Annotated in this window: 14 protein-coding genes; 3 read left to right on the top strand and 11 right to left on the bottom strand. The window is 56.7% G+C overall.

The features are described 5' to 3' along the window. Positions 1-7 precede the first annotated feature (7 nt). The 3 genes from mdtC to F8R23_RS17835 are packed head-to-tail and all read right to left on the bottom strand — an operon-like array spanning position 8 to position 7,445. Entirely contained in the window at positions 8-3,088 is a 3,081-nt protein-coding gene (gene mdtC / locus F8R23_RS17845; protein WP_151415864.1) for a multidrug efflux RND transporter permease subunit MdtC, read from the bottom strand. Continuing rightward, positions 3,085-6,204, bottom strand: a complete 3,120-nt coding sequence (locus tag F8R23_RS17840; RefSeq protein WP_129938987.1) for an MdtB/MuxB family multidrug efflux RND transporter permease subunit — start codon at positions 6,202-6,204, stop codon at positions 3,085-3,087. The genes mdtC and F8R23_RS17840 overlap by 4 nt, the downstream gene beginning before the upstream one ends. Next, positions 6,204-7,445, bottom strand: coding sequence for an MdtA/MuxA family multidrug efflux RND transporter periplasmic adaptor subunit (locus F8R23_RS17835; RefSeq protein ID WP_129936410.1), 1,242 nt, complete (start codon positions 7,443-7,445; stop codon positions 6,204-6,206). The genes F8R23_RS17840 and F8R23_RS17835 overlap by 1 nt, the downstream gene beginning before the upstream one ends. A gap of 457 nt (positions 7,446-7,902) precedes the next feature. On the opposite strand from F8R23_RS17835, the gene F8R23_RS17830 reads away from it, so the two are divergent. Continuing rightward, positions 7,903-8,856, top strand: coding sequence for an aldo/keto reductase (locus F8R23_RS17830; RefSeq protein ID WP_151415863.1), 954 nt, complete (start codon positions 7,903-7,905; stop codon positions 8,854-8,856). Positions 8,857-8,880: 24 nt separating this feature from the next. On the opposite strand, the gene F8R23_RS17825 is transcribed toward F8R23_RS17830, so the two are convergent. Together F8R23_RS17825 and yegD are read right to left on the bottom strand one after the other, a co-directional pair. Beyond that, complete coding sequence (locus F8R23_RS17825; RefSeq protein ID WP_129938990.1) at positions 8,881-9,447, bottom strand: GNAT family N-acetyltransferase; 567 nt, start codon at positions 9,445-9,447, stop codon at positions 8,881-8,883. Between the two features lie 153 nt (positions 9,448-9,600). Further along, complete coding sequence (gene yegD / locus F8R23_RS17820; protein WP_112348669.1) at positions 9,601-10,953, bottom strand: molecular chaperone; 1,353 nt, start codon at positions 10,951-10,953, stop codon at positions 9,601-9,603. Positions 10,954-11,119: 166 nt separating this feature from the next. On the opposite strand from yegD, the gene alkA reads away from it, so the two are divergent. Further along, the gene (gene alkA, locus F8R23_RS17815) at positions 11,120-12,616 is read left to right on the top strand and encodes a DNA-3-methyladenine glycosylase 2 (RefSeq protein ID WP_151415862.1); all 1,497 of its coding nucleotides are present in this window, start codon (positions 11,120-11,122) and stop codon (positions 12,614-12,616) included. Between the two features lie 5 nt (positions 12,617-12,621). On the opposite strand, the gene F8R23_RS17810 is transcribed toward alkA, so the two are convergent. The 4 genes from F8R23_RS17810 to F8R23_RS17800 all read right to left on the bottom strand — a co-directional run bounded on the left by F8R23_RS17810 (position 12,622) and on the right by F8R23_RS17800 (position 15,402). Beyond that, entirely contained in the window at positions 12,622-12,972 is a 351-nt protein-coding gene (locus tag F8R23_RS17810; RefSeq protein WP_112348671.1) for a DNA-binding protein, read from the bottom strand. 311 nt (positions 12,973-13,283) lie between these two features. Then, the gene (locus F8R23_RS24185; protein WP_165367292.1) at positions 13,284-13,436 is read right to left on the bottom strand and encodes a hypothetical protein; all 153 of its coding nucleotides are present in this window, start codon (positions 13,434-13,436) and stop codon (positions 13,284-13,286) included. 162 nt (positions 13,437-13,598) lie between these two features. Next, positions 13,599-15,032: a magnesium transporter gene (mgtE, locus tag F8R23_RS17805; protein WP_099062603.1), complete on the bottom strand. Its 1,434-nt coding sequence runs from the start codon at positions 15,030-15,032 to the stop codon at positions 13,599-13,601. A gap of 190 nt (positions 15,033-15,222) precedes the next feature. Then, the gene (locus F8R23_RS17800; RefSeq protein WP_129936405.1) at positions 15,223-15,402 is read right to left on the bottom strand and encodes a YfgG family protein; all 180 of its coding nucleotides are present in this window, start codon (positions 15,400-15,402) and stop codon (positions 15,223-15,225) included. A gap of 459 nt (positions 15,403-15,861) precedes the next feature. Here F8R23_RS17800 and F8R23_RS17795 point away from each other — a divergent pair, with 459 nt between their 5' ends. Beyond that, positions 15,862-18,081 carry an EAL domain-containing protein gene (locus tag F8R23_RS17795; protein WP_232811098.1) on the top strand — a complete coding sequence of 740 codons (2,220 nt, stop codon included), beginning with the start codon at positions 15,862-15,864 and terminating at the stop codon, positions 18,079-18,081. Positions 18,082-18,113: 32 nt separating this feature from the next. Here the strand turns inward: F8R23_RS17795 and ppx are convergent, their stop codons facing one another. Both ppx and ppk1 read right to left on the bottom strand, forming a co-directional pair. Then, positions 18,114-19,664, bottom strand: coding sequence for an exopolyphosphatase (ppx, locus tag F8R23_RS17790; RefSeq protein WP_112348675.1), 1,551 nt, complete (start codon positions 19,662-19,664; stop codon positions 18,114-18,116). 10 nt (positions 19,665-19,674) lie between these two features. Further along, positions 19,675-21,738 carry a polyphosphate kinase 1 gene (gene ppk1, locus F8R23_RS17785; protein WP_112348676.1) on the bottom strand — a complete coding sequence of 688 codons (2,064 nt, stop codon included), beginning with the start codon at positions 21,736-21,738 and terminating at the stop codon, positions 19,675-19,677. Positions 21,739-22,110: the final 372 nt, after the last annotated feature.

The raw sequence follows: 22,110 nt of genomic DNA, 5'->3' as shown, positions 1-22,110 counted from the left end.
TCAGCCATTATTGGGGCAAAGGATCCAGTTTCTTGCCGCGACGGAACTTCATCTGCAGCCGGTCAAAATACAGGTAAATCACCGGGGTGGTGTACAGCGTCAACAGTTGGCTGACGATCAGGCCGCCTGCGATGGTGATACCGAGCGGCTGGCGCAATTCTGCGCCGTCACCGTGGGTCAGTACCAACGGCAATGCACCGAACAGCGCCGCCAGCGTGGTCATCATGATAGGTCTGAAGCGCAGCAGGCATGCCTGGAAAATGGCGTCTCGCGCACTAATGCCGCCGTTGCGCTGTGCATCCAGGGCAAAGTCGACCATCATGATGGCGTTTTTCTTCACAATACCGATCAACAACATAATGCCAATCAGCGCTATCAGGCTGAACGGCGCGCCAAATAGCTCCAGCGCCAGCAGCGCCCCCACGCCGGCAGAGGGCAGGGTGGACAGGATGGTCAGCGGGTGAATATAGCTTTCGTAGAGAATGCCAAGCACGATATACACCGTGGCGATGGCAGCGGCGATCAGCAGCAACTGGGATTTCAGCGTTTCCTGGAACACCTGTGCGGTACCGGCGAAGGCACCGCGCACGGTGGCGGGGACGCCGAGTGCCGTCATGGTGCGTTCCACGGCGGCGGTGGCATCGGACAGGCTGCCGCCATCCGGCAGGTTAAACGAGATGGTCGAGGCGGCCGATAGCCCCTGATGGTTAACCGACAGCGGTGCATTGGCCGGTTGCCAACGGGCAAAGTAGGACAGGGGAATAGCCTTGCCGTCCTTGTTGATCACGAACATCTTGTCCAGCGAACTCACGTCCTGGGTATAGGGGGGGGCGACTTCCATCACCACTTTGTACTGATTGAGCGGCTGATAGATGGCCGAAATTTGGCGCTGACCGAAGGCGTTGTTCAGCAGGTTGTTGGCGTCAGAGACCGAAATACCCAACCGGGCCATGGTTTCGCGATCGTAAACCAGATCCATCTCCGACCCTTTGTCCTGCTGATCGGAGTTGACGTCTGCCAGCTCTGGCAAGGCGGCCAGCGCGGTACGGATCTTCGGTTCCCATTCACGTAACGCGGCGAGGTCATCTGCCAGCAGCGTATACTGGTAGCTGGCGTTAGCCTGCCGACCGCCGACGCGGATATCCTGTACCGCCATCAGGAACAGGCTGGCTCCCGGCTCTTTGGCTAATTTGGCGCGCAGCCGGGCGATCACTTTTTGCGCATCATCGCTGCGTACCGACAGGGGTTTCAACGAAATAAACATCGAGCCGCTGTTGGTGCGTGACCCCCCGGTAAAGCCGGTGACGTTTTCCACATCCGGATCTTCACGCACAATCTTCATAAAATCTTCCAGCTTAACGCGCATCGCCTGGAAGGAAATGCTCTGGTCTGCCTGGATAAAGCCCATCAGCCGGCCGGTATCCTGCTCCGGGAAAAAGGTTTTTGGAATGCTGACGTACAGCCACACGTTGAGCGCGATGGTGGCTAAAAATACCGCCAACACCCAGCGTGAGTGGCCAAGCACCCAGCTCAGCGAGCGACCGTAGCCCTGTTGCAACGCCAACAACATTTTACCGAAGCCGCGTACTCGCCTCTGCGAGCGCGGCGGCTGGTGGCGCAGCAGGTAGGCACACATCATCGGGGTTAGCGTCAGTGAGATAATCAACGACAAACCGATCGAGACCGACAGGGTCACGGCAAACTCGCGGAACAGACGGCCCGGCAGGCCCTCCATCAGCAGCAACGGAATAAACACCGCCACCAGCGACACGCTCATCGACAGCACGGTAAAGCCGACTTCACGCACCCCGACCAGCGCCGCGTTGACCGGCTTCATGCCGGCCTCAATGTGGCGGGAAATGTTCTCCAGCACCACGATGGCGTCGTCGACCACGAAGCCGGTGGCGATGGTCAATGCCATCAGCGACAGGTTATTCAGGCTGAAGCCGCACAGATACATGGCGGTGAAGGAACCGATCAGCGATACCGGTACGGCGACCGCCGGGATCAGCGTAGCGCGGCCGGAGCGCAGGAAGATAAACACCACCAGGATCACCAGCCCAATGGCAATCACCAGCGACTGCTCCACCTCGGCCAGCGAGGCGCGAATGGTCGGCGAGCGGTCCTGGGCAATATTCAGTTGTATTGACGCCGGAATGTTGTCTTGCAGCGCGGGCAATTCGGCGCGAATGCGATCGACGGTTTCAATGATATTGGCATCCGGAGCCCGGCTGATGGCCAGAATAATCGCCGGTTTGGCATCGGTCATCCCGGCGTTGCGCACGTCCTGCACCGAATCGTTGACCGCAGCCACATCGCTCAGGCGCACCGCCGAGCCGTTGTTATAGTGAATAATCAGTGGGCGATAAGCCTCGGCAGTTTTCAACTCGTCGTTGGCCTGGAGCTGCCAACGTTGCTGAGGGTCTTCCACTGCGCCCTGCGGCCTGCGCACGTTGGCATTGCTGATGGTCTGGCGCACCGCATCGAGCGATATGCCCTGATTGAACAGGGCGCTTGGGTTGAGTTCGACTCGCACCGCAGGCAGCGAACTGCCGCCGACCGAAACGTCACCCACTCCTTCAGTCTGGGCGATTTTCTGCGCCAACTGGGTAGAGGCAAAGTCGTAGAGCTGGCCCTGGCTGTAAGTATCCGAGGTCAGCGTCAGGATCATGATCGGCGCGTCGGAGGGGTTGACCTTACGGTAGCTGGGGCGGCTTGGCATGCCGGTAGGTAGCAGGCTTTGCGCCGCATTGATTGCCGCCTGTACGTCACGTGCGGCCCCGTTGATATCACGGTCGAGATCAAACTGCAGGATCACTCGCGTGCTGCCCAGTGAACTCATTGAGGTCATTTCATTGACCCCGGCAATTCGGCCCAGTGCGCGTTCCAGCGGCGTCGCCACCGATGAGGCCATGGTCTCTGGATCGGCACCCGGCAGCGAAGCGCTGATCGAAATCACCGGATAGTCGACCTGCGGCAGCGGGGAAACCGGCAGCAGGCTGAAGCTAATCACACCGCTGATGGCGATGGCTAATGTCAGCAGCGTGGTGGCGACCGGTCGGTAGATGAACAGGGCGAAGAATTTCACGGCAGCTCCTGCACATCCGGCTGGTGGCGAGTGTTACGCGCCAGCTTGTCAAACAGCAGGTAGATCACCGGGGTGGTGAACAGCGTCAGGATTTGGCTCATCACCAGCCCGCCGACCATACAAACCCCGAGCGGGTGACGTAGTTCCGCGCCGACGCCGGTGCTGAGCATCAGCGGCAGTGCGCCGAGCAACGCGGCCAGCGTTGTCATCAGGATTGGCCTAAAACGCAGCAGGCAGGCCTGATAAATCGCGTCATACGGCGTCATCCCCTGCTCACGCTCGGCGGCCAGGGCGAAGTCGATCATCATGATGGCGTTTTTCTTCACGATACCGATCAGCAGGATGATGCCGATAATGGCGATCACGTCCAGTTCGCTGCCGGCCAGCATCAGCGCCAGCAAGGCACCGACCCCGGCGGTGGGCAGAGTAGACAGAATGGTCACCGGGTGGATAAAGCTCTCATACAGCACGCCCAGCACAATATACATCGCCACCACCGCCGCCAGGATCAGCCACAGGGTGCCGCCCAGCGCTGCCTGGAACGCCAGTGTTGCCCCCTGGAACTGGGTGGTGATGTCTTTTGGCATATTGAGGTTTTTTTCCGCCAGGGTGATGGCATCGACCGCTTCACCGAGCGAATAATTGCCCGCCACGTTAAAGGAGATGGTGGCCGCCGGGAACTGATCCAGATGGTTAACCGACAGTGGCCCGAAGCGCTGCTCTATTTTGGCAATGGTGCTCAACGGCACTATGGTGCCGTTGCTGCTGGTCAGGCGGATATCATTCAGTGCCGCCAACCCTGGCGTGCTGCTGACGTCATGTTCCAGCACTACGCGGTACTGGTTGGCCTGGGTGTAAATGGTGGAAATTAACCGCTGGCCAAAGGCGTTATACAACGCATTATCCACGTCGCTCATGCTGATGCCGAGGCGGGAAGCAGAATCGCGATCGACATTGACATAGGCGACCAGCCCCTGATCCTGCCAGTTGCTGGTCACGTCCGCCAACTGCGGGGTTTGTTTCAGCTCCGCCATCAGTTGCGGCACCCACAGGCTCAGATCGTCCAGCGACATCGCTTGCAGGGTGAATTGGTATTGGGTACGGCTGACTTGGGTGTCGATGGTCAGATCCTGCACCGGCTGCAGATACAGCTTTACGCCGGGGAACTGCGCGCTTTGCTGCTGCAGGCGGGTGATGATGGCCGGAATGCGGTCTGCGCGTTCGCTTAAGGGCTTGAGGTTGATCTGCAACCGGCCACTGTTGAGCGTGGCGTTGGTGCCGTCAACGCCGACAAACGACGTCAGGCTTTCCACCGCCGGGTCCTTGAGAATTTCTGCCGCCACCTGTTGTTGGCGTTCGGCCATATTGCTGAACGACACCGACTGCGGAGCTTCCAGCGTGCCCTGAATAATGCCGTTGTCCTGTACCGGGAAGAAGCCTTTTGGGATCAACAGGTACAGCAGCACGGTGAGGACCAGCGTGCTGAACGCCACACCCAGGGTCAGCCAGGGATGATTCAGCACCGTTTTCAGCCATTTGCCGTAGCGGGCGATGACCCGATCAAAGAAACGCTCGGAGGCCGCGGAAAAACGGTTCTGCTTACGCAACGATTCGTGGCTCAGCATACGCGCGCACATCATCGGCGTCAGCGTCAGCGAAACCACGGCGGAAATCAAAATCGCCACCGCCAGCGTCACGGCAAACTCACGGAACAGTCGGCCGACGATATCACCCATAAACAGCAGTGGGATCAGCACCGCCACCAACGAGAAGGTCAGTGAGATAATGGTGAAGCCGATTTCACCGGCGCCTTTCAACGCCGCATCTAACGGTTTTTCCCCTTTTTCGATGTAGCGGGAGATGTTCTCGATAACCACGATGGCGTCATCGACCACAAACCCGGTGGCAATGGTCAGAGCCATCAGCGTCAGGTTGTTGATCGAAAAGTTCAGAAAGTACATGGCGGCGAAGGTACCGATCAGCGACAGCGGTACCGCGACGCTCGGAATAATGGTGGCCGGCACGTTGCGCAGGAACACGTAAATCACCATCACCACCAGTGCTACCGCCAGCAGCAGTTCGAACTGTACGTCGCTGACCGAGGCACGAATGGTGGTGGTGCGATCGGTCAGTACCTTGACGTCGACCGACTTCGGCAGGCTTTTAATCAGCGTTGGCAGCATCTCGCGAATGCTGTCGGCTGTGGTGATCACATTCACCCCCGGCTGACGCTGAATATTCAACACAATGGCCGGTTGCTTGTTGGCCCAGGCAGCCAGCCGGGTATTTTCTGCGCCCTGTTCGATGGTGGCGATATCCTGCAGGCGGATCGCCGCGCCGTTTTGGTAGGCGACAATCAGTTGGCGGTAATCGTCGGCGGACTTCATCTGATCGTTGGCGGACAGCGTGACCGAACGGGTTGGGCCATCCAGGCTGCCTTTGGCGGAGTTGACGTTGGCATTGCTGATGGCGGTGCGGATGGTTTCGCTGTCAAGGCCGTAGGCGGCGACGGCTGCCGCATTAAGCTTCACGCGTACCGCCGGTCGCTGACCGCCGGAAATCGTGACCAGTCCGACGCCGGTGACCTGCGATATCTTCTGTGCCACGCGGGTTTCCACCATGTCTTCCACCTGGGTCATCGGCATGGCAGATGAGGTTACGGCCAGCGTCAGGATCGGCGGATCGGCGGGGTTAACCTTGCTGTAAATCGGCGGGTAGGGCAGATCGCTCGGCAACAGGTTGGTGGCGGAGTTGATCGCCGCCTGCACTTCCTGTTCGGCAACGTCGAGCGGCAGTTCAAGCTGGAATTGCAGCGTGACTACCGAGGCACCGCCGGAGCTTTGCGACGCCATCTGTTTCAGGCCGGACATCTGGCCAAACTGGCGTTCCAGTGGGGCGGTGATGGCAGAAGTGACCACGTCCGGGCTGGCCCCAGGGTACAGCGTGACCACTTGAATGGTCGGATAGTCGACTTCCGGCAGGGCGGAAACCGGCAGGGCGCGATAGCCGATAATCCCCGCCAGCAGGATAGCCACCATCAATAATGTGGTGGCGACCGGACGCAGAATAAACAGGCGGGATGGGCCGCCGCCGGGGTTAGGTGGTATCACCTGCATCAGGATTTCCCCTGAGCGCGCGGTGGATGGCTGGGTTTGGAGGTTGTCGCAGCCGCCTGCGGCGTGACTACTTCTACCTGCATGCCTTCAGTCAGGCGATCGATACCGTCGGTAACTACCCGATCGCCGACGTTAAGACCGGCGTTGATCACCACCTGCTGGCTGTCCTGCATGCCGGTAGTGACCAGGTGTTTGTTGACTTTGTTCTCTTCACTCAGGGTCCAGACGAAGTTGCCTTCGTTGCCCATTTGCAGCGCCGCGGTTGGGATAACGGTCGCATCATGCAAGGTTGCCACTTTCAGCCGAGCGTTAACAAACTGATTGGGGAACAGTGCGTCGTCCTCGTTGGTAAAACGCGCCTTCAGTTTGATGGTGCCGGTGGTGGTGTCGATTTGGTTATCCAGGCTCAGCAGCGAGCCGGTCGCCAATTGGCTTTGGTTGGTGCGATCCCAGGCTTCGACGCTGACCGGGCCGGCTTTTTGCGCCTTGATCAAATCGCTGATATTGGCTTCCGGCAGGGTAAACACCACGTCGATAGGGTGAGTCTGGGTGATCACCACAATGCCGGTGGTGCTGCCGCTGGTGATGTAATTACCGACATCCACCAGCTTCAGGCCGACGCGGCCGTCGATCGGTGCTGTGATACGGCTGTAGGTGATTTGCAGTTTGGCGCTGTCGACCGTGCCCTGATCGGCTTTGATCGCCCCTTCTGTCTGTTGCACTAAGGAAAGTTGGGTATCCAGATCCTGGCGCGAGACCAGATTGGTTTTCGCCAGTTGCTGATAACGCGCCAAATCACGCCGGGCGTTGGCGAGTGTGGCCTGATCTTTGGCCAGTTGCCCCAGCGCCTGGGTCAGTTGTACTTCAAACGGGCGTGGATCGATTTCAACCAGTAGATCGCCAGCCTTGACCTGTTGGCCTTCGGTAAAGTGGACTGCCATCAGTTGGCCGTCAACCCGGCTGGTGACGGTCACGGTGTTGGCTGCGGTGGCGGTGCCCAGCCCGGAAAGATAGCGCGGTACCGTCTGCTGCGTGACGGTCGCGGCCTGCACCGGTGACATTGGTGCCCCACGTCGGCCACCGGCCGCTGGGCCGCTACCTGCATGGCGCGCACCTGGTGCGGTAGCCGTAGCCGGTGGTGAAGCGCTAAAGTGATGCCAAATCAGCACGGCGGCAATAGCCACAATGACCACCACCAGCAGGCGCAGTATCAGTGAACGACGTGGGTTTTTTGCATTCATGGCGGCGAAAATATCTCCAAAAGGGCAGGCGTGCGGGCACTCATTGCCTCAAAAGTTACACTCCTTACAGGATACTAGTTTAGCCAGCAAAGACGGCATAAAGATGAAGGAAATATGGAGGAATCGTCAGCATCGTCCGAATATATCCTTCATCTTTCAAACCGCAGCGTCGTTGGCTGTGCACATTCACCCCAATCACTTACCTCAGTAATCTCATGGGGACTAATGAGCTTCATCCCTGAGGCTCACCCTTCGGGCTAGCACAAGTGCTGTTCAAATCGGTTCCCGACCGATTTGTCCTGCCTTTGCCGCCTGGCTGCAATTTGAAAGCTATAGGATACAAATTGACTATGTTTATAAGTGAATGGGTTCGGCTTATAGCCAATACGTTTTGGCCTATTTCTCGGTTTGGCGCTAATAATTACCCTGCGAATCATTAATCCCCTTGGAGCATACAATGAGCAACAGAGAACTGGGCCATTCGGGCCTCAAAGTGCCGGCATTAACCTTCGGCGGTAACGTGTTCGGCTGGACGGCGGATCGCGAAACTTCCTTCAGCCTGCTGGATGCGCTGGTGGAGAACCAGCTCAATTTCATCGATACCGCCGACGTGTATTCCAGTTGGGCGCCGGGCAATCAGGGCGGAGAGTCGGAGACCACCATTGGACAATGGCTGAAAAAAACCGGTAAGCGCGACCAGGTGATCATTGCCACCAAGGTGGGCAAGCCGATGGGGGAAGGGAAACAGGGGTTGTCGCCGCGCTATATCCAGCAGGCGGTCGAGGATTCACTGCGCCGTCTTCAGACCGACTATATCGATCTTTATCAGTCACATGATGATGATCGGGATACGCCGCTGGCGGAAACCCTGGCGGCGTTCGATGCGTTAATCAAGGCCGGTAAGGTACGGGTGATCGGTGCCTCCAACTATCAGGCCGATCGTCTGGAAGAAGCGCTGAACGTCAGTGAGCAGGAAGGGCTGGCGCGTTACGAAACCCTGCAACCTGAATATAACCTGTATGCACGCGAAGGTTACGAGCAAGGCTTGGAAACGGTGGCGCAGCGCCATGGTCTGGGGGTGATTAACTTCTTCTCGTTGGCCAGCGGTTTCCTGACCGGTAAATACCGCAGCGAGCAAGATATTGGCAAGAGCCAGCGCGGTGACAGAGTGATTGAGCAGTATCTCAATCCGCGTGGTTTTAAAATCCTGGCGGCGTTGGATAGCGTTGCGGCGAAACATCACACCTCACCGGCGCAGGTTTCGCTGGCCTGGTTGATGGCAAGACCGAGCATCACCGCACCGATTGTCAGCGCCACTTCGCTGAAACAGTTGGATGAGCTGATTAGCGCCACCCGACTGCGGTTGGAGGCTGAAGATATCAGCGCATTGAACCAGGCCAGCGCCTGGTAATATTTCCAACAATCACCGGCGGGATTAGCCGTGGCGTTTTTCCCGCCAGTTTTGTTGTGTCAGCCGATACAGGACGTGTTTTTGCAACGGATGGCCTTGCGGCAATCGGGGATGCAGGAAACTTTCGCCATGAGACATCATGCCAATGCGTTCCATTACCCGGCTTGATGGTTTATTGCTTTCGGCGGTAAAAGACACCACGTCAGCCAAATCCAGGCGTTCGAAAGCGTAGCGCAGTGCGGCACCGGCGGCCTCAGAAGCATAGCCTTTACCCCAGTGCGCTGCCGCTAACCGCCAGCCGATTTCTACGCAGGGTGAGCAGGGCAGATCGTCCGCCGGGATCGCCAACCCGACAAAACCGATAAAAGGCGCACCGTCTTTTTCTTCCACCGCCCATAAACCCCAACCGTTTTGCTGCATGAACTGACGGATCTTGTCAGCCTGCGCGTAGCTTTGTTCGGCTGTCAGCGGGGCGGGGAAATAACGCATCACCTGGGGATCGGCGTTGAGGGCGGCAAACGCCGGCAGGTCTTCGTCGCGCCAGGCACGTAACAGCAATCGGTCACTTTCGAAGGGGAGTATTTCACTCATCGACTTTCCTCCAATAACCAAGTGCCCCGTGGTTTCATTGTAGGGGCGCTGCATGCTGCGCCCGATAGTATAATCAATGGGGTAAATTGGGTCGAACATGTTCGACCCCTACCGTTTTAGTCGTTTTGCGGGTTTATCAGCACCCTGAGGCCATTAACGGAACAGCGTTTGCGCCCAGCGAGCCAGCCCGGCGGTGACCGAGCCGAAGTCGTTGCCACCGACGATAGGAATGCCCGGCAACTGCTGTTGCAGTGCGGCGCGTAGCAGCGGTGAACGTGCACTGCCGCCGGTGAGATAAATCACCTGTGGTGCGGTCTGGCTGCTGGCCAACGCGGCGCTGACCTGTTCCTGAATGCGCAACAGCGGCTGCGAAATAGCCTCGGCAAGCTGATCCTGGCTGATGGTTTCCGCCAGATCAGCCTGGACGAAAGCCAGCGGTGCGCTGATGTTTTGCTGCGCAGACAGGGCGATTTTACTCTCCTCTGCCGCGCGCACCAAACGGTAGCTCAGACGTTGCTGGTGGACTTTCAGCAGGCGTTTGACCTTTTCCGGCTCGGCGGCATCTCGGATCAAATCTTGCAGCATGCGGCCGTTGGCGACGCTGTAAAAGTCGTTCTGCGCCGGCACGTCGTTGGTGGCGACTGCGTTCCAATAAGGCAGCGCGGGCAGGGCGATGCCCTTTCCGGTTTCGCCGCCCATGCCGAACAGCGGCATCAGCTGTTTGAATGCCAGCATGATATCCAGATCGTTACCGCCAACGCGGCAACCGCTGTGTCCCAGCAGGCTTTGCTGGCGATCGGCGCGGTCACGCCATTGCGGCCCCATCAGCAAGACTGAACAGTCGGTAGTCCCGCCGCCGATGTCTACCACCAGCACGGTTTTCTCTTCGCTCAGCGTCGCTTCAAAGTCCAGCCCTGCCGCGACCGGCTCAAACTGGAATTCAATGTCTCTGAACCCGGCACGTTCGGCTGCACGCTGCAAAATGCCCTGCGCCTGCTGGTTGGCCTCTTCACCACCCATGCCCTGGAAGTTGATCGGGCGACCGATGACCGCCTGGCTGATGCTGTCCTGCAGAACGTTTTCCGCCTGGCGCTTGATGTGGAACATCATGGCGCACACCAGATCTTCAAACAGTGCGATCTGCTGCGGCTTCAGACCGTTGGCACCAAGGAAGGATTTCGGTGAGCGAACAAAATACACTTCTTCCGGATCTTCAACGTAGTGCGCCAATGCCTGCAGGCCAAACAGCACGCTGTTATTCGCGACCGGAATGTCTTCCTCGCGATTGTAGTTTATCGCCCGGCGCAGCAGTTGCTGGTTCTCTTCGCTGCCGGTCGGCACCTGCCAGTGACGGTGCAAGCACTCGCTCACGGCTTCCCGCGTCGGCGCACACAGCATCGACGGTAAATAGGGTTCGTTGTTTTCCAACGTCAGCAGCTCGGGGCCGTTATCACGCATCACTGCGACGGAACAGTTGGCCGTTCCGTAATCGAATCCAATAAACATGTCTTTTCTCAATCCCCATGCCGATGAAGGGGGGCGACTTTACCCGAGACTTGCCCCCCGGGCAATGTGTGAGCGCTTAACTGACGAAAATTTTAGCGGCGAACGGGAGTGCATGCTTAACTTAATGTCCGAATCCCGCACGTCAGCGCATCAGCCGAGTCGCATAATGAACAAAAAATTGACCCCGAGCGTGGCCATGAAAAACCAACAGCAGGCGTTGTATCAGGCACTGAGTGCGCGCGATCGCAAATTCGATGGCCGCTTCTTCGTCGGTGTTTCTTCGACCGGTATTTATTGCCGCCCGGTGTGCAGTGCCCGCACGCCGAAGATCGAGAACTGTACTTTTTACCCGAGCGCGGCGGCGGCGGAGCTGGCGGGCTTTCGCCCCTGTCTGAAGTGCCGGCCGGAGTTGGCACCGGGTCTGGCGTTGATCGACCTCGGCAATCGCTACGCCCAGGTGGCGGTACAGTTGATTGAACAAGGCTATCTGTCGGAGCACAGCTGCGAGCAACTGGCCGCGCGGTTGGGAATTTCCGATCGCCACCTGCGGCGCATTTTTGCCGATCAGTTTGGTGCCTCGCCGATTGATTATGCTCAGTCGCACCGGCTGTTACAGGCCAAACGGCTGTTGGCGGATACCGATATGCCGCTGAGTGAAGTGGCGTTTGCCGCCGGTTTTGGCAGCCTGCGACGCTTTAACGAATTGTTCAAGGCGCGCTACCGGCTGATCCCCTCGGCGCTGCGTAGCAGCAGCGGCCGTAATGAGCGTACCGTCGCCAGCGGGCTGGTGTTTCATTTGGGCTACCGGCCACCCTATGACTGGCCGCGCATGCTGAGCTTTTTGCAAACCCGTGCGGTGAGCGGTGTGGAAAGGATTGAGGGGCAACAATATTTGCGGGCGATCGCCATTACTCAGTGCGGTATTGACTATCACGGCTGGGTCAGCGTACAGCCGGAGGAGGCCCGCAATCGGGTGCGGGTAGAGATCGCTCCGGCGCTCAGCCGGGTAACCACGGAGGTGTTACGCCGTATCCGCCAACTGTTCGATCTGGATGCCGCACCGGATCTGATCACCCAGGCCCTGGGAGCACTGGCCGCCGATGCGCCGGGCCTGCGGCTGCCCGGTTGCGTCAACAGTTTTGAACAGGCGACACGGGCGGTGCTCGGGCAGTTGGTCAGCGTCAAGATGGCGGCGACCTTTGCCGGGCGCATGGCGGAACGCTGGGGTACGCCGTTGGAACAGCCCTACGCCGGCATTACCCATGTGTTCCCCAATGCTGAGCAGGTGGCACAACTGCAACCTGAGGAACTGCGTCCGCTGGGGGTGCAACTAAAACGCGCAGCGGCGCTGATCGCCATTGCACGGGCGGTCACTGAAGGGCGGTTGCAGTTGGATAACGTGCTGGATATTGAGCAGGGGATCAAGGCACTGACCGCGTTGCCGGGAATTGGCAGTTGGACGGCCAGTTATATCGCTATGCGTGCCTGGTCATGGCCGGACGTCTTTTTGGCGGGAGATTATCTGATCAAACAGCGCTTTCCAGAGATGACGCCACGCCAGATTGAAAACTATGCCGAACGCTGGCGGCCATGGCGCTCTTACGCCACGCTGCATCTGTGGCATAACGAGGGCTGGGTACCGTCAACGGACACTGACGGCTAGCCGCGCTACTCTTCGGCGGCAATGCGCGCCAGCAGGCTGTCGATCCCTTCACGCATCAGGAACGTCAGGACTTTCTCACGTTCGCTTTCGCTAAGGTGATAGTAATACTCAACCCATACCGCCAGCGGATCCTTACGTTCAACCTGATATTCTGCGGGATCTTCTTGCAGTATCAACAGGCTGCGTGCGCCGATCGGCAGGCTGTTAATGTGGTATTCCACCGCTTTGCCCTGTACGCCTTTTCGGCGGCGGCTGATCCAACCTTCGCGGCGGGCCATCAAATTGATGCCCTGTGGCGAGGAGGGCAGTCCTGCAATGCCGGTTAGCTCTCTGGCGGCAAACCACTCGTTTTTCATAGCCATTATCCCTGAGCAATCACTTTTAAAGATGGGGTGGAAATTAACGCGCGTGCTGATTTCCGTATCGAGGTATTGTTCAAACGATTAACTTTGACACGTTAGCTATACCACTAACCTCAGGTTGGCTAAGCAAAAAAAACGTGATCGGGGGCTGTGACCCAATGACGCCACAGCCCGAAAAACGGGAGAGTGGGGCAGAATGAAGGGGAATGGGGGGAGCGAACGCCACGGTCACCGCCGCGGAGTCGTGTGGTCAGCGCTTGTTTCAGGTCCCTGTGGCTAACTTTTGTGATGTGGTGCGCCTGGAGTCAGTATCTTTTTTGTCGTGCTTCGTACAGATAGATCTTCCCGCGACCCTGATGCTTGGCGGTGTAGCAGGCGATGTCGGCCTGTGCCAGCAGGGTATGCATCAGCAGTGCGCCTTTGCGCGTGGTGAGATGATTCGGTGCGCTGATATCCATAAACAACCTTAACGCTGGCATCTGTCACTGAACGACGTCATGACGCGGATAAGGTGGAAAGTTCATTGCCAAAGGGTAGTACAGCGCGGCAAGAAAGCCTACTGAATCAGGCGGTTTTAGTGAGCGGTGGCAAAAGCCGACGTTGCCGCCGGCCATCAGGATTCAGAGCAGGAAAATGGTGGCCAGGCCGAGGAAAATAAAGAAGCCGCCGGTATCGGTCAGTGCAGTGATCAATACGCTGGAACCGACCGCCGGATCGCGCCCCATTTTTAGCATGGTCATTGGGATCACCACCCCCATCAGCGCCGCCACCAGCAGGTTGAGGATCATCGCCAGCGTCATCACGCCGCCCATTGCCCAGTCGCCATACAGCAACCAGGTGACTATCCCCATGATCCCGCCCCAGACCACGCCGTTGATGATGGCGACCCCCAGCTCTCTGAACATCAGACGGGAAATATTGCCGACCTCAATCTGATGCAGTGCCAGCGCACGAACGATCATGGTGATGGTCTGGTTGCCGGTGTTACCCCCGATACCTGCGACGATTGGCATCAACGCGGCCAGCGCCACCAGTTGCGAAATAGTGTGTTCGAACAGGCCGATAACGCGTGAGGCAATAAACGCCGTACACAGGTTGATCGCCAGCCAGGCCCAACGGGTTTTCACCGCTTTGCTGACCGGGGCAAACACGTCTTCTTCCGGGCTTAAGCCCCCCATGCGGCGCAGGTTGCTGTCGCTTTCTTCGTTGACCACGTCAACGATCTCTTCAATGGTCAGGCGACCCATCAGCTTGCCTTTGGCATCGACCACCGGGGCGCTAATCAGGTCATAACGTTCGAACGCGCTGGCGGCTGCCTCGGCTTTATCTTCCGGCAAAAAACGGGTGGGATCGCTGTCCATTACCGTCTGCACCAGGGTTTCCGGATCATTTAGCAGCACGGCGGTGAGCGGCAATTCGCCCAACAGGGTATTTTTACGATCGGTGACAAAGAGTTTATCGGTGGCTGCCGGAATGGTTTTGCGCAGGCGCAGGAAGCGATGCACCGCCCCCAGGGTGACGTCCGGGCGCACCGTGACCAGTTCAAAGTCCATCATCCAACCGACGGTGTCTTTACCGTAGTGGATCATCTCGCGCACCTGCGCACGTTGCTCCGGATCCATCGAGGTCAGCAGACGACCCATCAGGTTACGCGGCAGGTATTGAGCCAGATAGGCCTGTTCATCGACGTCCAGCGTTTTGATCGCTTTGAGCAGGTCTTTGTCGCTCATCTCTTCGATCAGGCTGTCCCACACCGGTTCGGCCACTTCCACCAGCGTCTGGCCGCGTTTGGCGTTGCCGATCAATCGCCATACGGCCAGGCGCTCGTCCTGCGGCAGAGCTTCCAGCAAGTCTGCCAGGTCAGCGGCGTGCATATCGTCCAGCAGGCCGGTTATTTCAGCAGTCTGGTTTAGCAGTTCACTTTTGCTGAGGGCATTTCCATCCCCTGGGCGACCGAGAATGCCGTCGACCAGGTCTTTGTTGTTTAACAGCAGAGAAAGAATGCGCTGGCGATACTCAGCGACTTTTTGAACGTTATGCGTTGCTGCTGACATGGTATTCCTTACTGGCACTCGGTGATCCTTACAGACGGACTCTGGACAACATAGAGCATAGTGAATGCAGGCGTCATTTTTATGAATTGGGTGCAGAAGCTGAGGAATAAGTAAGGGGCCTGGCATGCCGATACGCTGGCAGGCTGCTTAACTATTCGCAAGCCCTGCAGAGAAGCTCGAGTCTGTGGGTTCAGGGGGTTGTGTCCTGGTTTTCGCCGCCAATCTCGGTGGTGCTTTGATAAGGGGCGAGCTTTTTTTCCTGATGATGGGGCACCGCGACAACCGCAGCATACAACAGACGGCCGACTAAAATGATAAAGCTGATAAACAGCACTATTTTCGTCATCTGTCCGGTGGTTTTTTTACGCATATATCACCCGGCCATGCCGGTTTCCTGTGTTATACCCGCGCGCCTTGCCAGCGGGAGAGGGGCGATTACATTTTCCTCGATCCTGTCTGGGGGATTGCGGGTGATTAAAGCCGATAAATTGTAACCGGAATTTTAGCTATCGATGACAAATATTGTCTATTTATTTCCGGACGGCAAAACCAGGTATTTCACCGGTGTTTAACTCGGGTTTGAGTTTGTCACTGGGATCAGCGGGTTAAGGCAATACAAAATATGGCTTTACACATTATTACCCAACTTTTCTTTTTTGATTGATCGCAGTCAAGCCTCCGCTGACCCCAGCGCCTAAAATTCCCCCCATTCCCCTGTCGCATATGTTATTTTCACTTTGCCTCATGAATGGAGAGAGGTACGTAAAGGAACCTGCCTTATTACCTGAACGCGTGAATGGAATTACGCTCTGAAGGACTCGCTATTTTTATGATTAAGCCAATATTCTGGAAGCATTTGCGCGAGCGCTGGTGGGGATTTCCCCTCATCTGGGGCCTGTTTTTGATCCCGTTTGCCGGTTGGTTGTCACCGCGCATTATGCTGCCCGAGGGCAAAGTCTATTTGCTCTATCTGCCACTGACAGCCTGTATGGCACTGCTGATGGTTTATGACTGGCGTGCGCTGCCGGGCATTACCCTGGCCATCATGCTGCGTTACGGTCTTCGACTGGGGCTGGAAAGCGGCATGTTGGTGATGTTGCTGTACCTGTTTTGCCTGAGTCTGTGCTGGCTGGGGTACCGCAGCCAGACCCAGCGGCGTTGGTGTGCGGCCCCGGGGGTACCGGCGCTGGTCAAGGCGCGGTTGATCTGGCTGGTGGTGTTGCCGGCGTTGCTGTTTGTCTTCGGCCTGAAGCTGTTGGTCGGCCTCGCTCAATTGCCTGATGAGCTGGGGATGATGTCTGGCGAGAGCAGTCATCTGCTGGCCTTGGTTAATTTTCAGGCTCTGCTGCTGGGTAGCCTTTCGGCCATGCCGTTGTTCTACTTTATGTTGCGCATATTGAACAAGCCCGGGTTTGTTCTGACCCTTTGGCGGCGTTTTGGCCGTGAAATGGCGCCAAACGCCGATAAAAAAGAGCTGGTGCTGTGGCTGTCAGTGCTGGGCACCATGGTGGCTCTGCTATGCCATCAGGCCAAAAGCGCCAGCCCTTTGCTGCTGGGGGGCTACGGCCTGATATTGCTGCTGCCGGTGATGTTGTACGGCGCGATGCGTTTTGGTTATCAATTCATTTGTATTATCTGGTCCGCCACCCTGCTGGTGTTGTTTTTCAATTATCCCGGTTATACCCAGCGTGAGAATCTGTTGCTGAATCTGGCGGTGATCTCTTCGATGATGGTGGTGTTTACCCTGTGCATTTACCTGATGTCGGCACTCAACACCCGTCAGCGCCTGAGCCACGCCAGGGCACAAAGCGCCTCGTTGCAGGATCCGGTGATTGGCCTGCCTAACCTGCGTGCCCTCAAGCGCGATCTGGCCCAGTCCCCTCCTTCAACGCTGTGTTTCCTGCGGGTAAGCGAGTTGGATTTGCTGACACGTAACTACGGCATGCAGTTACGCATTCGCTTCAAACAACAACTGGCGGCGCTATTGCATCAGGTATTGGCACCTGGCGAGGGGGTTTACCACCTGCCGGGTTATGATCTGCTGCTGCGAGTGGACGCTGAAGACAGCGAGGCAAAGGTCGCAGAGATTTACCGCGCGCTGGAGAAATTTCGCCTGGTATGGAACGGCTTGCCGCTCCATCCCCCGCTGGGATTAGGATTTTGCAGCGTGGTGTCCGATTTTGAACATCTCTACCTGCTGTTGGGGGAACTTAGCTCGCTGGCAGAGGTATCCCTGACCAGCGGCAAGCCGGAGAGTGTGCAAAACGGCGGTCATCTGGTTCAGGAGGAGGTCAAACGCAAGGTGGCATTGCTGCATGGCGTACAACATTCGCTGGATAACGACGGGTTTATCCTGATGGCGCAGCCGATCGTTGGCCTGCGTGGTGATCGATATCATGAAATTTTGCTGCGTATGCGCGACGCTCGGGGGGAGATCATATCACCAAACGATTTTCTACCGGTGGCACATGAGTTTGGCCTTTCTTATCGGGTGGACATTTGGGTATTGCGCAATACGTTGAAATTTATGGACCGACATCGGGCCGAACTGCCCAGCGCGCGCTTTGCGATTAATCTATCACCTTCTTCGCTATGCCGTCCGATGCTGTGCCACGATGTGAACAACCTGTTGCAGCAGAACCGGATTGAACCGTACCAACTGACGCTGGAAGTAACCGAATCGCACTTGCTGCAGGATACAGATTACGCCAGAGCAAACCTGCAGGCACTGCGTGAAATGGGCTGCCGCATTGCGTTGGACGATTTCGGCACCGGCTATGCCAGCTACGATCGGCTGAAGATACTGCCGGTCGACATGTTGAAAATTGACGGTGGGTTTGTCCGCGACATGCTGACCAATTCGGTAGATTTCCAGGTGATTGCGTCTATCTGTAAGGTGGCACGGATGAAGCGATTGACCATTGTGGCGGAATACGTCGAAAGTATGGAGCAGTTGCTCGCGTTGAAAGGGGTCGGTGTTGACTATATGCAGGGCTATTTCATCGGCGAGCCACAACCGTTGGCTGCGCTGTTACCGGTACAAGATTGAATTGTGCCCCCCGGCTGGCAGGGGGCACAGACTCAGGCCGAGCGTTGCTCGTTCTGTGAACCTTCTTCTTCGCAAATCAGTTTCCAGCCTACCACGTCGTTCCAGTAGGCCTGTTCGCGTTCGAGATCCAGTTGAACCAGATTGTTCTGTGCCAGATAACCGGCCGGGAAGCGCAGCGTCCAGTGATTATCGTCGGTGCTCAGGCGCAAGGTCTCTGGCGTGGTAGTCGACTGGCGCTGGTTGTTGAGTAGGGTACTCAGACGTAACAGTTGGATCAGCGGCAGATAATGCTTCTTCTTGAACAGGTTCAGGCGTGGCAGTTCTTCCAGCTTGATGCCCTTGCGGTGGAACCGCACCAGCGCCGCCAACAGCAACTGCTGCTCCTGGTTGAAGCCAGGCAGGTTGGTGTTTTGCAGAATATAGGCTGAGTGGCGGTGCATGCCGCTGTGGTTGATGCTTAGCCCCACTTCATGCAGCATCGCGGCCCATTTCAGCAGCGCTTCCAACTGAGGATTCGCCAGTTTGGTGTTTTGCGCCATCCACTGCGCGTACAGCAATTCGGTGGTTTCCAGCACCCGTTTGGCCTGTTCACGGTCGATATTGTAGTGATCGGCCAGGCTTTTGGCGGTACGGCTGCGGATGTCCTGATGGCGGAAACGGCCTTCCATTTCGTACAGCACGCCTTCGCGCAGCGCACCGTCGGAAAGGCGCAAATCGCGGATCGCCAACGCATCGAATACGCCGCACAGGATCGCCAGACCCGGAACAAAGACCGACTGACGGTCTTCCGACAGCCCCGGCAGACTCAGGGAACTGAAGCTTTTAAACTGCAACACCTGCTCCGCCAGCATCTCCAGACGTTCCAGGGTGATCAGGCCGTCTTTTTCACCCATCTCGACCAGCACTTCGTGTGCGGCCTTGATGGTGCCTGACGCGCCCAGGGCATATTGCCAGCCCTGAATGCGGTATTGCCAGGCCAGGGTTTCCAACTTTTGTGCCGCCGCCAGGCGCGCACGTTTGAAATTGCTTTTGCTGATTTCACCGCCTGGGAAAAACTGTTGGGCGAAACTGACGCAGCCCATACGGCGGCTTTCTGCCAGCAGCGGTTCAAAGTCTTCGCCGATCACCAGTTCGGTAGAACCGCCACCGATGTCGATCACCAGCTTGCGGCCTTTTTCCGGTTGGGTGTGTTCCACACCCATAAAGATCAGACGCGCTTCTTCCTGCCCGGCGATGATTTCGATCGGGTAGGGGATCACTTTGGCCGCACGCTTGAGGAACACTTCGGCGTTAACCGCCTGGCGCAGGGTATGGGTTCCGACGATGGTGACGTTATCCGCCGGGAAGCCCTGCAGCCGTTCGGCAAACAGCGCCAGGCAGGCCAGGCCGCGTTCTATTGCCTCTTCACTGAGCACATTGTTGCTGTCCAATCCATCGGCAAGGTGAACCCGTTGTTTTAAACGGCCCAACACCTGTAAGGCGCCGTTGACGACGCGGGCAATCACCATGTGGAAGCTGTTCGACCCGAGGTCGATGGCAGCGATTTCCTGCGGTTTGTTTGTTGCAGTGCTTTTTAGCGGCATAGTGGCTGGCCTACTGTCCTGGTTGTTCCAGAGCTTTTAAATACTCATAAATGGCAACCTGAGAACGCACTTTACGGCGATTGCCGCGCGGGACGTACTGGTTGCTCAGTTCTTTATCGAGGTAGCGCGCCTTGACCGTGTCGTTGAACAGGATTTCCAGAATATCCAGAACCCGTTGTTTCAGCGTTGGATCCAGCAGCGAGACCGCGACTTCGATGCGGTAATCTATGTTACGGGTCATCCAGTCGGCAGAGGACAGATAAACCAGTTTGTCACCTTTGTTTTCGAAAACGTAAACCCGATCGTGTTCCAGGTAGCGGTCGACGATACTGATCGCTTGAATATTGTCACTGATCCCCGGCAGGTTGGGAATCAAAGAACACATACCCCGCACCAACAGGCGGATTTTTACGCCGGCGCCGGATGCCGTATATAACCGATCTACCAGCCCTTTATCCACCAGATTGTTGATTTTCAGCATAATGCCAGCAGGAAGACCGGCCTGAGCGTTGGCAATTTCCTTATCGATCAACTCATACAGCTTCAGGCGCGAGTTTTGTGGCGACACCATAAGGTTGTCGAAGGTGACTGGCCGGTACGGATTTTCGATAAAGTTGAACACTCGGCGCACTTCGTTAGTGATGCGTGAGTCGGCGGTCAACAGCGAATAGTCGGTATAAATACGCGCGGTTTTCTCGTTAAAGTTACCGGTACCGATATGAGCATAGCGCACAATTTCGTCGCCTTCACGGCGCGAGATCAGGAACAGTTTAGCGTGAATTTTCAGCCCCGGTGCAGAGAAGATAACGTGCACCCCGGCTTCCGTCAGACGCTTGGCCCAGTGGATGTTGGCCTCTTCGTCAAAGCGTGCCTGTAGCTCCACTACCACCGTCACTTTTTTGCCGTTGTGGGCGGCGTGGATCATCGATTCGATAATGCGTGAGTCTTTTGCTACGCGGTAAATATTGATTTTTATCGCCAGCACGCTGGGGTCAAACGACGCCTGGCGCACCAGCTCCAGCACGTGCTCAAAGGTGTGGTATGGGTAGTAAAGCAGCACGTCCTGTTCGCGGATGGCGTCAAAGCCGTTGCGGAACTTTTCGAACCAGATATGGCGCAGGCGGGGCAGCGGTTTGTTGACCAGATTGGCCTTGCCGACGTTCGGGAAGCCAATAAAGTCTTTGAAGTTATGATAGCGGCCGCCGGCGATCACCGAGTCGTAGTTGGAGATACCGAGCTTACCGCGCAGCAGTTCCACCATTTCATTCGGCATGTCGCGCTGGTAAACAAAGCGCACCGGTTCGGCGGTCAGACGCTGTTTCAGGCTGGAGGACATCAGTTCCAGCAGGCTGGATTCCATTTCGGTGACCAGATCGTATTCCGCGTCGCGGGTCATTTTCATCGAATAGGCGTTGAGTACGTCGTAGTCGAAGAAGCCCTTGAAGATATCATCCAGGCAGTAGCGCAGAATGTTGTCCAACAGGATCATGGGCTTGCGGCGACGTGGCGCTTCCGGTGGCAGGTTAACGAAGCGTGGCACCTTGTCGGACGGGATCTCCAGCAGCGCATAATCGATGCGTGTACCGCGAATAATCTCCACCGCCAGATAGGTGTAATCATCTTTCAGGAACTGCACCAGATTGGTTTCGTGGTTGATCAGGATGGGCGTGATGTGCTGACGCAGATGCTGCTTGAAGTATTGTCGCAGCCAGATTTGCTGGTTCTCCGACACCTGACGTTCGTTAATCAGGAAGATTTGATTACGCGCCATTTCCAGCAGCAAATCGTTATACAGGCTGTCGAATTCTTGATCGGTTTTTAATACCTTGGCCTGGATCTTTTTCAGCAGATGACGTGAAGCGCCACCGGAACCCTGTTCTTCGCTGATCAGGATACGTCGTTTAAGATCGGCAAAGCGGACCTTATAGAACTCATCAAGGTTATTGGAGTAAATGCCCAGAAAACGCATGCGCTCAATCAGGGGATTGCTCTTATCTGCGGCTTCCTGCAATACGCGTTCATTAAAGGATAACCAGCTTAGTTCTTTTTCGATGTAGAGCTTTTCCTGACCCATTGCCACTCCAGTTCAATTTTAGAAAAGGATCCGGGACACGGCCCGGATGCCGCTCTAGTGTCCTTCATCATTATTGCGAGAGATTGACAGGAAAGTCCAACACATCCATTACCTTGGCGTGAGGCATTTTAAGCGGTAAATATATTTTCTGCGGCGTGGGAACTGTTGGTCATCAGCAATTGGCATAAAATGGCGTATTTCATGCTTTATATTTATAGATGTGATCGGGTTTATCATCATTTTTCAGCAATATATAGCATTAATAATGCTGATGGGTAGCGCAAAGTTCGCTGTGCCTGGTGGGTAACTTTGTCATGCAAACGTCATAAAACTGACATAAGATGCCCGGTTATTCTATGGCGCAAGCCTGCT

Source organism: Serratia proteamaculans (genome assembly GCF_008830365.1).
Lineage (GTDB): Bacteria > Pseudomonadota > Gammaproteobacteria > Enterobacterales > Enterobacteriaceae > Serratia > Serratia proteamaculans.
This window is presented reverse-complemented; position numbering and strand designations above follow the sequence as displayed.